This is a genomic window from Paenibacillus sp. FSL K6-1096 (assembly GCF_037977055.1).
GTDB lineage: Bacteria > Bacillota > Bacilli > Paenibacillales > Paenibacillaceae > Paenibacillus_AQ.
On sequence record NZ_CP150274.1, the window covers coordinates 3,430,792 to 3,444,784 of the forward strand.

At 53.3% G+C, this 13,993-nt stretch carries 12 protein-coding genes and 1 riboswitch; of the genes, 6 read left to right on the forward strand and 6 right to left on the reverse strand.

Going from position 1 to position 13,993, the window contains the following annotated elements; translation table 11 throughout:
• Positions 1-144 precede the first annotated feature (144 nt).
• Together MHI24_RS15215 and MHI24_RS15220 are read left to right on the forward strand one after the other, a co-directional pair.
• Positions 145-1,806 (forward strand): diguanylate cyclase, encoded by a 1,662-nt coding sequence (locus tag MHI24_RS15215; RefSeq protein WP_340026432.1) that lies wholly within the window; start codon positions 145-147, stop codon positions 1,804-1,806.
• 120 nt (positions 1,807-1,926) lie between these two features.
• Positions 1,927-3,330, forward strand: coding sequence for an S-layer homology domain-containing protein (locus MHI24_RS15220; protein WP_340026433.1), 1,404 nt, complete (start codon positions 1,927-1,929; stop codon positions 3,328-3,330).
• Positions 3,331-3,385: 55 nt separating this feature from the next.
• On the opposite strand, the gene MHI24_RS15225 is transcribed toward MHI24_RS15220, so the two are convergent.
• The gene (locus MHI24_RS15225) at positions 3,386-3,892 is read right to left on the reverse strand and encodes a GNAT family protein (protein ID WP_340026434.1); all 507 of its coding nucleotides are present in this window, start codon (positions 3,890-3,892) and stop codon (positions 3,386-3,388) included.
• Positions 3,893-4,033: 141 nt separating this feature from the next.
• On the opposite strand from MHI24_RS15225, the gene MHI24_RS15230 reads away from it, so the two are divergent.
• Complete coding sequence (locus MHI24_RS15230; RefSeq protein ID WP_340026435.1) at positions 4,034-4,402, forward strand: DUF1304 domain-containing protein; 369 nt, start codon at positions 4,034-4,036, stop codon at positions 4,400-4,402.
• 53 nt (positions 4,403-4,455) lie between these two features.
• Here the strand turns inward: MHI24_RS15230 and MHI24_RS15235 are convergent, their stop codons facing one another.
• The 5 genes from MHI24_RS15235 to MHI24_RS15255 form a co-directional block, all read right to left on the reverse strand.
• The gene (locus MHI24_RS15235) at positions 4,456-5,277 is read right to left on the reverse strand and encodes a methyl-accepting chemotaxis protein (protein ID WP_340026436.1); all 822 of its coding nucleotides are present in this window, start codon (positions 5,275-5,277) and stop codon (positions 4,456-4,458) included.
• A 191-nt stretch (positions 5,278-5,468) separates the two neighbouring features.
• Entirely contained in the window at positions 5,469-6,029 is a 561-nt protein-coding gene (locus tag MHI24_RS15240; RefSeq protein ID WP_340026437.1) for a DinB family protein, read from the reverse strand.
• A gap of 70 nt (positions 6,030-6,099) precedes the next feature.
• Positions 6,100-7,047, reverse strand: a complete 948-nt coding sequence (locus MHI24_RS15245) for a YafY family protein (protein WP_340026438.1) — start codon at positions 7,045-7,047, stop codon at positions 6,100-6,102.
• A 34-nt stretch (positions 7,048-7,081) separates the two neighbouring features.
• Positions 7,082-8,458 carry an amino acid permease gene (locus MHI24_RS15250; protein WP_340026439.1) on the reverse strand — a complete coding sequence of 459 codons (1,377 nt, stop codon included), beginning with the start codon at positions 8,456-8,458 and terminating at the stop codon, positions 7,082-7,084.
• A 142-nt stretch (positions 8,459-8,600) separates the two neighbouring features.
• Positions 8,601-8,680: riboswitch (glycine riboswitch) on the reverse strand.
• Between the two features lie 164 nt (positions 8,681-8,844).
• Positions 8,845-9,780 (reverse strand): DUF4179 domain-containing protein, encoded by a 936-nt coding sequence (locus MHI24_RS15255; RefSeq protein WP_340026440.1) that lies wholly within the window; start codon positions 9,778-9,780, stop codon positions 8,845-8,847.
• Between the two features lie 519 nt (positions 9,781-10,299).
• Here MHI24_RS15255 and MHI24_RS15260 point away from each other — a divergent pair.
• The 3 genes from MHI24_RS15260 to MHI24_RS15270 all read left to right on the forward strand — a co-directional run bounded on the left by MHI24_RS15260 (position 10,300) and on the right by MHI24_RS15270 (position 13,875).
• The gene (locus tag MHI24_RS15260) at positions 10,300-11,277 is read left to right on the forward strand and encodes an ABC transporter permease subunit (protein ID WP_340026441.1); all 978 of its coding nucleotides are present in this window, start codon (positions 10,300-10,302) and stop codon (positions 11,275-11,277) included.
• 15 nt (positions 11,278-11,292) lie between these two features.
• Positions 11,293-12,207, forward strand: a complete 915-nt coding sequence (locus tag MHI24_RS15265; RefSeq protein WP_238651480.1) for a carbohydrate ABC transporter permease — start codon at positions 11,293-11,295, stop codon at positions 12,205-12,207.
• 69 nt (positions 12,208-12,276) lie between these two features.
• Entirely contained in the window at positions 12,277-13,875 is a 1,599-nt protein-coding gene (locus tag MHI24_RS15270) for an ABC transporter substrate-binding protein (RefSeq protein WP_340026442.1), read from the forward strand.
• Positions 13,876-13,993: the final 118 nt, after the last annotated feature.

Genomic DNA, 13,993 nt, shown 5'->3' on the forward strand with positions numbered 1-13,993 from the left:
AAGCCCTCCCAACCATATTTTTCCGATTGATTTATCTAAAAATCTTGTATTCTGCACACGCTAATTATATATTAAAAGCAATATATAAGACCTTAGACCCATAAAAAACAATAAATTCTATTAAAATCAAGAAGGTGTAATATATTGGCCTTAGCGTCATGGATCGATCTGATCATGTGCTTCATTCTGTTCCTTCTGTTCGTCTATGTAGTCGCCACCGTTACCATTACCAATCTGCACAAGGTCTACCTGGGCTTCCATTTCTCCATGCTGATCTGGCCGTACTCCCAGTTTGCCATTAGGACCGTTAATGATCCTGTCTATCAGCTATTCTATGTGAAGCTCGCCTTCGTTGATGCTTCCGTGCTGGTCCTGGGCTGGATTTTCTTCACGATTCTGCTCTCCGGACAATCCCAATTTCTGCATAAAAAGGTGCTCTTGGCCCTGTTCATTCCGGCCCTGCTATCCTCAGCCGGGGTTATCCTGAATCCCAACGGATGGTTCGTCCGTCCCGTGAACGGAGGGTATGTAGAGCGAATCTACGGGCCCATCTTCTGGGTGAACATGGCCATTCTGATTGCGCACGCCATTGTGTCGCTGTACATCGTACGCACCGCCCTGGTCTCCGATCAGGCACAGCGCATCAAGAATCAGATTCTGTATATCCTGCGGGGCATTGTTGCCGTATGCGCCTTCCTCCTGATCGATGTGCTGCTCAATGTGGTGCTGGATGATTACCTCCCCGTGATTCCGGGCTTCACCTCGCTGGGGATTGTGGTATCGGCTACTTTTTTTGTGATCACCATCCATAAGGACAAAGTGTTCGATATTGTGACCATCGCCCATCAGGACATCATCAATACGATGGAGTACGGCATTCTGGTGCTTGATGACCAGGAGCGGGTGGTCGAGATTAACCGTGCGCTGCTTCCGCAGGTCAGGCTGGCGTCCGGGCAGCGGTTCGAGATGGCGCACTACCTGCCGGACGGCGAGAAGCTGAAGACTGAAGCCTTCCTGCAGACCTACCGGAATCATCCGCTGGAGGTCGCAGAGATTGAGCTGCTGTATCCCACCCTCCAGATGTATGTCAGCATCCATGCCGCACCGATTATGGTCGGCGGAAGCCGGGTCGGACGGATTGTCATCTTCCAGAATATAACCGAGCTGCGGCGCCTTATTGAAGAGACCGCCCAGCAGAACGCCATCCTCCAGGAACGGAACACCGCCCTGATTAAGATTCAGGAGGAGCTGTTCCAGACCAACGCCAAGCTGCGGAAGCTGGCGGTTACCGACAGCCTGACCGGCTGCTACAACCGGCATTATCTCATGCAGCGGCTGGAGGAGGAGCTGCTCCAGGACCGGAATTCACCGGCCTCTTCGACCATTATACTGATCGATATCGATTATTTCAAAACGGTCAATGACCGCTACGGCCATCTGGCCGGTGATGAGGTCATTTGCCGCACGGTGGAGGTGCTGCAGCGCTGTCTCCGCTCCTCCGATATTCTCGCCCGCTACGGCGGAGAGGAGTTCATCATTTATCTGCCGGATACGGATGAGGCACAGGCGCTTAGTCTGGCCGGACAGCTCAAGTTAAGCGTTGAGCACAATTCCATCCACATTGATTATCTCAATGAGCCCGTCTCCATCACCATCAGCATGGGACTGCTCAGTATATATGAATTCAAAATCCCGCCCGGCATGGATGCAACCACCTACCTGAACAACCTGTTCAAAGCTGCCGACCAAGCCCTCTATGCCGCCAAGCATCAGGGCCGGAACCAGATTGTTGCCGGGAGGGTTTGAGAAGACAGCACCAGCCCCAGTGGCAGGTGCTGTTTTTTTGAATACATGCTGTAACCTTTTGGCATGAGCCGCCGTCTAAGATCACAAATAAACCACAAACTTTCGAAGAGGTGACTGAACGTGAAGAATACATTCAAGATAATGACAGTAACCGCAGCCGCCGCTCTTACGCTAAGCCTGACAGGACAATCCTTCGCATCGGCAGCAGCCTTCAAGGATCTGAATAACGTGCCTGACAAAGATAAGATTATTGCACTGCAGAACAGCGGCTTGATCAAAGGCATCAGCGCGGATCTGTTCGGCCCGGGCCTCAGCATCACAGCGGCCCAAGGGGTGCAGATGATCGTCAATGCGCTTGATCTGAATTTGAATGCAATCCGGTTCATAAAAGAGCCGCATGCCACCGACTATTTCAAGAACGCCAATGACTCCGCCTGGTATGCACAGGCGCTGATTATCGCCGGTGTCCACGGGCTGGACCTGCCTGCCGATCTGAAGCCAGGTGAGAAGCTGACCCGCGAAGAATTCACCTACCAGCTCATCGATGCGATCGAGAATACGAACCGCCTGCCGATGATTAAGCCGGTGGTGGTGGAGTACGCCGACCAGGACCAGGTGAAGGTGGAATACTCCGGTGCCATCCAGCGCGCGCTGAATTACGGTGTACTGAAGCTGGATGCCAGCGGCAAGCTGAACCCTAAGCAGGAGATTACCCGCGCCGAAGCGGCTGTAGCCATCAGCAACGCGCTGGCCTATCTGAAGGCCCATCCGGCCCCGGAGGCTACGGATGAGGTCCTGACCGCAGAGCAAGCAGTGCAGGTGATTAAAGAGACGGTCGGCCCGGAAGCCAGCCTGCAGATCAAGATTACTCCGGCGGCCAGCATGTCCCGTGAAGCCTTCACGTATCTGTTGATCCATACGTTACAGACCAGCGGACAGCTGCCTATGATTAACGTTGTTCCTGTGGAAGTGAAGGACGGCGATCAGATCGATATCCTGAACTCCGGCGCTATCCAGACTGCCCTGGCTCTCGGCCTCGTGGAGCTGGATGCAGACGGCAATTTCAATCCAAAGGGCGCAATTACCCGTCCTGAAGCTGCTTCCATCGCCGGAAATGCCATGAATTATCTGAAAGCCCATCCGGCACCCGGTAACGTAAGCAAGACAATCACCGCAACCGAGGCCGTCCAGTTCATTAAGGATGCCGCCGGTCCAGAGGCGAACCTGCAGATCAAGATTGATCCGAACATGAGCGTTACCCGCGAATCGTTCACCTATCTGCTCATTAACACACTCCAGACCAGCGGGCAGCTGCCGATGATTAAGCTGATCCCGGTGGAGATCAAGGATAATGACCAGATTGATCTTCCGAACTCGGGAGCCATTCAAACAGCGCTTGCCCTCAAAATTGTGAAGCTGGATGAAGACGGACGCTTCCGGCCGCAGGACGGAGTCACCAGCGCTGACGCAGCAGCTATGGTCAGCCAGGTGAAGGCGATCCTGAGCAGTAAGCCTGCGAAGTAAGCAATAGGACATTAATTTTGCCCCTTCCGCGAGTATGCGGGAGGGGTTTTTGGCGCTACAGCAGCAGCACCATCAGATCCTCGTCCAGATACTCACCGTCAAGCTTCATCGCTTTCGGCTCTGTGCCGTAACGGACGAATCCCAGGGATTCGTAGAGCCTTTTAGCGGGCAGATTACTGGAGGTTACGGTCAGCATTAGCTGCTCCAGCCCCGGCGCTGCCTTCGCCCGCGCGATCAGCTCCAGCATCAGCGCGCGGCCCAGGCCATGTTTACGGGCGACCAAATCTACATATACTGCATACACATGCGCCTTGTGCTGAATCTTGGGCCGGCTCTCCCGGAAAAAGGTGGCCATGCCCGCCAGCCTCTCATCCCCATCCAAGAAGGCACCCAGGGTGAAATTCCCGTCCGAGGGTTCCAGCCTGATCCGGGTAGTCTCAATGGACAGCTTCGCTTCTGATTCATAGGAGCTGAGAAAAGCCTCCGGGTGCTGCTGCAGCGACTGCAAGCGAAGCGCACGGTAGCTTTCGGCGTCTGACGGGGTCAGTGTCCTGATGTACATTTCCTTCCTCCCTTACGATATGGATGCAATAAATTGACAAACATCAAACATTTGGGTATATTTAGGTTTGTAAAATTATATTTTGCACAATATAAATATGGAATTGTATCGATTCACATCACTTGAAAAGAGGGACTTCTTATGATGATTGTAAGCACCGTACTGGTGGCCTTGGTAGCTCTGGAGCATGTGTATATTCTGGTGCTGGAAATGTTCCTGTGGACCACATCGCGGGCACAGAAGGCGTTCGGAACCACCCCAACCTTCGCACAGGAGACAAAATCGCTGGCTGCTAACCAGGGCTTGTATAACGGCTTCCTGGCTGCCGGACTAATCTGGGGACTGCTGCATCCCAGCGCTGAATTCGGCTACCAGCTGCAATTGTTCTTCCTGATCTGTGTAGCGGTTGCAGCGATCTATGGCGGCATCACCTCCAAAAGATCCATTCTGCTGATGCAGGGCCTCCCCGCCTTCCTGGCACTGGCTGCCACGCTGATCGCACATCTGTAACGTCACATGTAACATTCGCGCGCCCAGGCAGGCCGTGACCGCTCACTCTTGCCTCACAGCTTCTGCGCGAATCCGTTCAACTGCTCGGACATCGCCCGGATCTCCTCAATGAAGCTGGAGATTTCCTGAGTGGAAGCCGCCTGCTCCTGCCCGACCGAAGCAATCTGGCTAATGGCCTGGCCGATGCCCTGCATCGCCGCCTGAATCTCCCCCAGCGTATCTCTGATCCGCTGCGCCGATTGCTCGGTCTCCTTGGAGAACTTGCGGATCTCCTTGGCGACCACGTCGAAGCCGCGGCCCCGCTCTCCGGCATGTGCGGCTTCAATAGCCGCATTGATGCCAAGCAGATTCGTCTGGTCGGCAACCTTCCTCAGCATGGCCAGCACTTCCCCGCTTTTGCGGACACTGTGGGCTGTCGACTCTGACTGGACGAGCAGCTTCTGCGAGTAATTTGCGAGCAGGCCTGAACCTTCGGCGACCTGACTGATTCTATTATTGGCCTGGTTCAGCGATAACGCAATCCGGTCGGCGATCTCCCGCAGCTCAGTCTGCCTGCGCACCTGGATACAAATCGCTCCGCATACCCTCTCATCCTCATCATGGACCGGCAGTACCGTACCGACGAATTCATACCCATAATATTCCTTGGGAACATTGGCTACCGAGTGTTCATCATGCTTAAGCGCATAATACAAAGGCTCGTCCGGCTGAATTACCTGCCCTGCCCGGATGCCCAGATCGATGGAATCGCCGGGGTAATAGGCAAGGAACTTCACGGTATCACAGACAGCAATCGAGATATCATATGGAAAAGCAGCTTTCAGAATGGGCGCCAGATTCACTATATCTTCAAGAGAGCGGACGATGTTTTTCATAGGTGTGAGTCTCCTTTTAGTCAGGTGGCTTCAGGGTACAGCGAAATCAAGAGTTAAGTTCGACATTTTGTGACAAACCTCCTTTATTCAAAAATGAATAATTAAAATTTGACCAGTGTGGCAAAAAAGCCGAAACCCGTCAGTCTATTGCTGACAGGCTTCGGCTTTCTTTCGCTCATTGCGGCCTAACTCTATTGTACACTTGCCCCTATTGCCTTCTTCAATCTGTCCAGCTGTAGCAGGTGATGGCGGTAGTGCATCTCGATCAGCAGATACCACTCGGTTGCATTGAAGGGGCCTAACCGGGGATGCGGGACGGTGCTGTGCAAGGGGGCATGTTCCAGCTTCGGCAGGGTCTCCCGCATCCGGTCAACCACAGTGTTCAGGCCCCGGATCAGCTGCTCCTTGCTCTCCGGCTGCACCGGTGTATACTGCGGTGAGGGCGGAACATGAACACGGACCGGCGGGAAGCTGCCCTCAGCAAACATCGCTTTGCCGTCCCCGGTCATCTCCGCTATAGTATCTGCCGCCTCCCCGTTACCCTCCAGACACTGGTCAACATTCCGCAGCTGCATGTACAACGCCGATTGAATCAAATGCTGAATCATCTGCCCGAGCGACCACTCCCCTTCCCCTGGCTGCCATAGCAATTCTTCAATCGTGAAGTTGTCCAATTCCTTAAGGTAGTGATGCACCGTCTTCTCAAACTGCTGTAACGCTTCTGTAGTCTTCGTATTCGTATCGATATTCATATATGTTCAGGCAGCTCCTTTAATCTTAGGTCTGACCTGAATATACAAGAACGCTACTGACAGCATTATGTCAGTAGCGTTCCAGCATTCCCGCCGCGTGCTCACGGACCAGGTTACGCAGGGCTTCCGGCTCCAGGACCACTGCGCCTGCCCCCCAGCTCAGCACCCATTGCAGCAGATCATCGGGCTGCCGTACACGGAAGGTCATATGCCTGCCGTCCGCGCGGTCCTCTGTGGCCTCCAGATAATAGTTACCGGATTCAGTCACCTTATTGGCGATAGCTGCATCCACCCGGATGCGCACGATGATATTGCGGTCATCCTCCGGCTGGTACGCCTGCAGATCGAAATCTGCCGGTACCTCGAACAGCTCGTCCAGAATCGTAAGACCGTCCATTCGCGATAACCGGAAATGGCGGATCTCCTGCCGCAGCTCGCACCAGGCGACCAGGGTCCAGGCCCCTCTGTTCAACACCAGTCCATAGGGCCTGGCGGTACGCACACTCCGGTGGCTCCCGTCCGCTTCCTGCCGGGGCTTGCTGTACCCGAAGCTGATCTTCCGCTGCTCCAGGACCGCGCGGCGGAGCTGCCCGATGTACGCCTGCTCCTCTCCCTGCAGCCTGTCTTTACTGGTGTTAAGCAGCTTGATGCTCTTGCGGACCCGGGAGGCATTCTCCCGGACCTGCTCCGGCAGGATCGCTTCAATCTTCCTGCCGGCCGCAGATGCCAGGTCACCGTATTCCGTATCAAACCGCTGCTCAATAAAGTCCGTCCCGATCAGCAGGGTTACCGCTTCCTCGGCAGTGAAGCTGACCGGGGGCAGGAAATAGCCCTTCATCAATGAATATCCCTGACCGGTCGCCCCTACCACAGGCACCCCGGCTTCACTAAGCGCCTGGATATCCCTGTATATCGTTCTTACACTCGTCTCGAAGACAGCCGCCAGATCCTCTGCCCGTACAACCTCTTTACGCTGGAGCTCCAGCACGATGGCTAACATGCGGTCTGTTTTGTTCATACGCCAGCGGCTCCTTCATCATCATGAAATCGGCTTACGTATTGATTATACCGGCTTCCGGCTCACTTTGCTCCTTGCGGCTTCTCATCGAATAGAGGATGAGCAGCAGAATGAACCAGAGCGGGGTGAACAGCAGCGCCGGACGGGTCTCCCCGGCAAACAGCATGATGATCAGAATGGCCGCGAACAGCGTCAGCACCGCATAGTTAATCAGCGGAGTGAACGGTGCCTTGAACTTTGAGGCGGCATGAAGGTCCGGGCGGTTCCTTTTATACTTGATATGACAGACCAGCACTACGCCCCAGACCCAGATGAAGCAGATCGCGCTGATAGTGGTTACGATGCCGAAGGCTTGCCCCGGAATGAGCTTGCTGAGCAGCGCCCCTGCCGAGATCACCAGTGTGGAGAGGAATAGGGAATTCGCCGGCACATGATTCCGGTTCAGCTTGCCGAGCTGTGGTGACGCCTGATTCCGTCTGCTCAGATTATAGAGAATCCGGCTGGTGGAGAACATGCCGCTGTTGCAGGCGGAAGCTGCCGAGGTCAGCACGACGAAATTGATAATGCCCGCAGCTACGGGAATACCGACCAGACTGAAGGTGCGCACGAACGGGCTCTCAGCCGCGCTAAGCTGGCTCCACGGATTAATGCACAGCAGGACAAACAGTGCGCCGACATAGAAAAAGAGAATCCGCAGCGGGATTTTGTTGATCGCGGACGGAATATTTTTCTCAGGATTCGCCGTCTCGGCTGCCGACACCCCCACCAGCTCTACCCCGACATAAGCGAACACCACCATCTGGAAGGAGAACAGGAAGCCCTTCACCCCGTTCGGGAACAGGCCGCCATGCTCCCATAGATTCCGCACACTTACCGACCCTGCATCGGTTCTGAACCCAATCACCAGCAGGACAATTCCCAGGCCGATCAGGGCCAGAATGGTAATGACCTTAATCAGGGCAAACCAGAATTCCAGCTCCCCGAAGCTTTTGACCGTCAGCAGATTCAGCCCGAGCAGAATGACCAGGCAGATCACCGCCGGCACCCACTGGGGAATATCGAACCAATACTGCACATAGACTCCCACCGCAATCACATCGGCCATCGCCGTCATAATCCAGCAGAACCAGTACGTCCAGCCCGTAATGAAGGCCGCGCGCGGCCCCAGGTAATCTTCCGCAATATCGGTAAAAGACTGATACCCCGCCTTCGAGAGCAGCAGCTCCCCGAGCGCCCGCATCACGAAGAATACCGCCAGCCCCACAATCAGATACGTCAGCATAATCGCAGGTCCGGCCTGCTGGATGGCCTTGCCTGAGCCGAGGAACAGCCCCGTTCCAATCGTACCGCCGATGGCGATGAGCTGTACATGCCGGTTCGCGAGCTCTCTTTTTAGTTCTGTCTGTGCCATGCCTGTTTCCCCCTTATGAATATAAATCTCCACTCCCGCCAAAAACAAAAAAGAGACTGGATGTCATCCAATCTCCCGGTTCATAAGAAGTGCCAAATAAGCTTCTGCAGCAGCGGCTAATCCGCACGGCAAAACGCAAATCCGGTACTCTTCTGTCCTTTTGCCTGAGATTGTGAACCCTTCGGCGCTGCGGAACTCCGCAGTCTCTCCAGAAGCTGCTCCTGCTATAGTGTGATCCATAGCCATCATAGCTTGTGAATATTTAATTATTTGATGCTGTCTTCATGTAAATATTTTTCAATTCTATTCATAGTCCGGAATTCTGTCAATAGCATTCGTCACTGTAGGGGGCACAGCCGAAGGTGAAGCTCCACTGTACATGTCCGTTATTTAACCGTGAATTTGCTTTCCAGGTCTTTATAATAAGTCTTAATCGCTTGGCCCTTGCTGTCCCGGATGAATTCCCCGCGGGCATTGAAGGAGAACGTGTAGGGCTTGATGCTAATGGACTTCGGAACGGCTGGAAAAGCGGCGTAATGCTGCACCTCTGATCCACTTGTCAGTACTTTTTTGTCTATTATGTTAAGTGAAGGAGATATGTTTCCCTTATCGTCCACAAGTTCATATAACATGTTTTGTGAACCTGCCTTGGAACGGGCTGTAGCTGGATGCACCCCCTTGAAATTCAGCTTCAGCGACATCGTTAACGGGCTCATCTGAAATCCGGTCACCGTATAGCTGAAATTACTGTTTTTCTTGGAGACACCGGGCTTCAGATCCAGCATCAGGCTAAGCTTGTCCGCCTGAGTGTTGAACTCAAACGGCTCCCGCACTCCCTTGACGTACACTCTTAATGTCAGCTTGAACGAGTCAGGGATCACCTGCTTAACCTTCCCTTCCTGCAAATAGAAGAGAGCGGAATCCTTCTCTTGGCTGGTCATTATATCGAAGGTTGCGTACTTCCCGTCAATCAATACCTCCATTTTCCTTGTGCTGTCCAGAAATGCGCCTTCCTTGGTCAGCTTAGTACCTTCCTGCTTTATACCTGCCACAATTTTGGCGCCATCTACGGCCAGATCGGTCAAAGTCAGCTTGACTCCCTGCTGCGTCACCGCCTGATTGGGAGAATTCGCAATTCCATTCTTGGCTATCGCCTTCAGCGTGGTATCGTTACTGGCGATGAATGCGCCTGCCCCCTTGCTGACTCCGGCTGCAACAGCAGCCGGGGCGGAAATTCCATAGCTCGATACTCCGCCTAATGTAACTGTTACTGCAGCAGCTACAAGCACTTTTTTGACTCCGTTGAAATGAATGTTAAACATCTATGACTCTCCTTTGCTGATTGTATTCAATAGATATAACAATGCCAAAGCCCCATTATGTGACAATCGCATTTGCAAGAGAGAATTCCGCCGGGCCGCTCTACTAGAGATTATGGAAATTTCTTAACTAAAATAAAAAAAAGGAGACTGGATGACATCCAATCTCCCGGTTCAATCCTCCAGCAGAACAAGTAGGTCCAGCCTGTAATGACGGCCGCGCGCGGCCCCAGGTAATCATCAGCAATATCTGTACAAGCGGTGAAGCTCCACTGTACATGTTCGTTACTTCACCGTAATTTTGGTCTCCAGATCTTTGTAATACGTTTCCTCTCTCCTTTGCTTATTTAAGAATATACAAGTGTAACGTCCCCCTGCTGCTGTTTTGTGACATGAGCCCAGAATAACAGCCTGCAGACAAAGTCATTTTTGAATAAACAGGGTCATTTCCAAGAAAGAATTCCGCCGGGCCGCTCTACTATAATAAATTCATCCAGATTAAGTAGAGCGAGGTTAGAACTTATGGCAAATCCTGCACCGCAAGCTTTGAAGACCAAGCCAGCGACACCCACCCAGGGCCGCTTCGGCCGGCTGATCCGCAATATCGTACGATACCGGGTGCTGCTGCTGATGCTGCTGCCCACGTCGATTATCTTTTTCATCAACTGCTATATTCCGATGTTCGGATTATTTATTGCCTTCAAGAACATCAACTACGTGGACGGCATTATGGGCAGTCCCTGGGCCGGGCTGGACAACTTCCGGTTCCTCTTCGCTACCTCCGACGCCCTGCGCGTGACCATCAACACCGTTGCCTATAATGTGGTCTTCATTATCTCAGGCCTCATTCTCTCCGTCTCGCTGGCGATTGCGATCAATGAGGTGCGTAATAAGCTGGCCTCGAAGTTCTTCCAGACCGTCATGATTATGCCGAACTTCCTGTCTATGGTCGTGGTCAGCTTCATCGTCTATGCCTTCCTGCACCCGGAGTACGGCTTCCTGGTCAAGCATATTCTGCCGATGTTCGGCTACTCCTCCGTGAACGCTTATATGCATCCTAACGCCTGGCCTTATATTCTGTGGATCACCAAGATGTGGCATTCGATCGGAATTGGCAGTGTCATCTATCTGGCGGCGATTACCGGGATCAGCGAGGAGCTGTACGAGGCTGCGGTGATGGACGGGGCCAGCAAATGGCAGCAGATCACCAAAATCACCCTGCCGCTGCTGACGCCGATCATGGTCATTCTCACGATTCTTAACATGGGCGGTATCTTCCGCTCGGACTTCGGGCTGTTCTACCATGTGACCCTGGACTCCGGTGCGCTGCGCTCAACTACGGACGTCATCGACACCTATGTCTACCGGGGCCTGATTCAGCTCAATGACCTGGGGATGTCCTCGGCGGCGAACTTCTATCAATCGGTGGTCGGCTTCTTCCTGGTCATCGGCGCGAACGCTCTGGCCCGCAAGCTGAACCGTGACACGGCTCTTTTCTAGAAACGGAGGATTCTAATGACTACTGCATCCCGAAGCAACCCATATACCAAAGGCTCCACTACCGCCCAGATTATTCTGAACGTGTTCTTCATCGCCTTCAGCCTGGCCTGTATTCTCCCGATCGTGCTCATTGTCGCCATCTCCTTAACCAACGAGAAGGCCTTGACCCTGCAGGGTTACAAATTCTGGCCTGATCATATCGACGCATCCGCGTACCAATATCTGTTCAAGCATTCGGAGACACTGGTTAAGGCGTATGGCGTCAGCCTGACGGTTACGGTGATCGGAACTGTGCTGGCCGTGCTGCTGATTGCGCTGTATGCGTATCCGCTCTACCGGAAGGACTTTCCTTTTAAAAAGACATTCAACTTCTATCTGCTCATCACGATGCTGTTCTCGGGCGGACTGGTCCCCTTCTACCTGCTGTACGTGAACTATCTTGATCTGAAGGACTCGCTGGTCGCACTGATCCTGCCCGGCTTGTCCAATGCCTTCTATATCTTCATCACCCGTACCTTCTTCCAGCAGACGATCCCGGAGGAGATGATTGAATCCGGCAAGCTCGACGGGGCTTCGGAGTGGCGGATCTTCTTCCAGCTCGTGCTGCCGATCTCCCTGCCGGTGCTGGCGACCATCGGACTGTTCACGACACTGATGTACTGGAATGACTGGTTCAACTCAATGCTGTTCATCAATGACACCAATAAGTTCTCGCTGCAGTACGTCATGATTCAGATGATCCGCCAGGCCGAGTTCTTCAAAACCCAGCTTGCCGGCACCGGCGTCGCCCTGATGGTACAAGAATCCGTTCCGACCGAAAGTCTGCGGATGGCTATGGTCGTGCTGTCGATCGGTCCGATCCTGTTCATCTATCCGTTCTTCCAGAAGTACTTCACCAAGGGCCTTACGATCGGTGCGATCAAAGGTTAAGCGGTCTAGCTCTGGCGTAAATGCCGGTTAGAATATATGATTTAATTATCATTGAGGAGGTTCATACAAATGAGAACAACCAGAAGCTCGGGCGCGGTGCTTGCTGCCCTGACCGCCGTGATACTGGGCATTACCGGATGCGGCGGAGGCAATTCAAATGCTTCTACTCCGTCCAAGGCAGAATCGACAGCAGCCACTACCGCATCAGGCACAGAAGGCAGCACGAGTCCCGATACCTCAACATTCCGCAAGCTGAAAGTGTACACAGTCGGGAATTTCCCCCAGAATGATACCAAGGCGGTTGTAGATGAGATCAATAAGTATCTCAAAGAGAAAATCAACGCCGAGATTGACTTCCAGGGACTCCCTTGGTCCTCCTGGGCCGAGAAGATGGCGCTGGCCTACCAATCCGGGGAGCAGGTCGATCTGACGTTTGCCCCGAACTGGGCCGACTTCGCCAACAACGTTGCCAAGGGCGCGTTCCTGCCGCTGGATGAGCTGCTCGATAAATATGGACAAGGCATTAAGGAGACGCTGGACCCCCGCTTCTTTGACGGCGGAAAGGTAGACGGCAAAATCTACGCCATTCCGACCAACAAGGAGATCGGCGAGAGCCACACGATTATGTTCCGCAAGGACCTTATTGATAAGTACGGCTTCGATGTGAACTCGATTGAAACGCTGGAAGACCTGGAGCCATGGCTGGAGACCATCAAGCAGAAGGAACCGGCCATCGCGCCAATCTGGCTCTCCGGCAGCGGCTCGGACACGCTGGGCTACTTCGACAAGACGAGAGAGAGCATGAAGGAGAACTTCCGTTATGAGCTGGTTGCAGGCGCTCCGGCCGGCATCGTGCTCGACACCAAGACGGACAAAATGGTGATCAGCTCCATGGAATCCGACACGGCAATCTACCGGATGAAGCTCTACGGCGACTGGTTCGCCAAGGGCTACATCAATAAGGATGCGGCAACGACGAAGACCAGCACTGAGGACGCTTTTAAGGCAGGAAAAACCTGGATGAAGTTCGGCTCAGATAAGCCGGATTCCGACAAGGAAGATTCCATCGCCACCGGCATTGAGCTGGTGAAGCTGAAGGGCAATGAGCCTGAGATCAGCACCGCCAGCGTCAGCAACTCCATGATGGCCATCGGACGCACCTCCGTTGATCCGGAGCGGACCATGATGCTCCTGAATCTGCTCCATACCGATCCGGTGCTGGTCAATCTGATTGACTTCGGCGTAGAAGGACGGCAGTATGTCAAGGTGGAAGGCAAAGAGAACTTCATCAAGCTCCCTGACGGTGTTGCGACCCGTGCGGATACCGGCTGGGCTCCGGGAATTGAATGGATGTTCGGTAACCAGACCCTGACTTATCTGTGGGAAGGTGAAAGCGCCGATAAATGGGAGAAGTTCAAGGCCTATAACGATAGCGCCCACAAGGTGAAGTCATTCGGCTTCAACTTCAATACGGACCCAGTTAAGACGCAGGTCTCCGTAGTCAGCAACATTATCAAGGAATTCCGTCCGCTGCTCGAAACGGGCAGCCTGGGAGTAGACAAGGTGCTGACGGAATACAATAATAAGCTGAAGGCTAACGGCATTGAGGATATCCGTGCCGAGGTGCAGAAGCAATATGACGCCTGGAAGGCTAATCAACCGAAATAAACAAGTGGAAACGGCCATACCGTCCTTTTAAAGGACGGTATCGTTTCAGCGAGAAATATAAGGATAAATTATCGTGTGGAACATATAAATTCTTATATTTTAAGCCAAGGGGAAGGAC

Excerpts from the sequence above, each read along its gene's own strand:
- MHI24_RS15260 (WP_340026441.1), top strand. The coding sequence starts at position 10,300 with ATGGCAAATCCTGCACCGCAAGCTTTGAAGACCAAGCCAGCGACACCC.
- MHI24_RS15270 (WP_340026442.1), top strand. The coding sequence starts at position 12,277 with ATGAGAACAACCAGAAGCTCGGGCGCGGTGCTTGCTGCCCTGACCGCC.
- MHI24_RS15265 (WP_238651480.1), top strand. The coding sequence starts at position 11,293 with ATGACTACTGCATCCCGAAGCAACCCATATACCAAAGGCTCCACTACC.
- MHI24_RS15255 (WP_340026440.1), bottom strand. The coding sequence starts at position 9,780 with ATGTTTAACATTCATTTCAACGGAGTCAAAAAAGTGCTTGTAGCTGCT.
- MHI24_RS15250 (WP_340026439.1), bottom strand. The coding sequence starts at position 8,458 with ATGGCACAGACAGAACTAAAAAGAGAGCTCGCGAACCGGCATGTACAG.
- MHI24_RS15245 (WP_340026438.1), bottom strand. The coding sequence starts at position 7,047 with ATGAACAAAACAGACCGCATGTTAGCCATCGTGCTGGAGCTCCAGCGT.
- MHI24_RS15230 (WP_340026435.1), top strand. The coding sequence starts at position 4,034 with ATGATGATTGTAAGCACCGTACTGGTGGCCTTGGTAGCTCTGGAGCAT.
- MHI24_RS15235 (WP_340026436.1), bottom strand. The coding sequence starts at position 5,277 with ATGAAAAACATCGTCCGCTCTCTTGAAGATATAGTGAATCTGGCGCCC.
- MHI24_RS15240 (WP_340026437.1), bottom strand. The coding sequence starts at position 6,029 with ATGAATATCGATACGAATACGAAGACTACAGAAGCGTTACAGCAGTTT.
- MHI24_RS15225 (WP_340026434.1), bottom strand. The coding sequence starts at position 3,892 with ATGTACATCAGGACACTGACCCCGTCAGACGCCGAAAGCTACCGTGCG.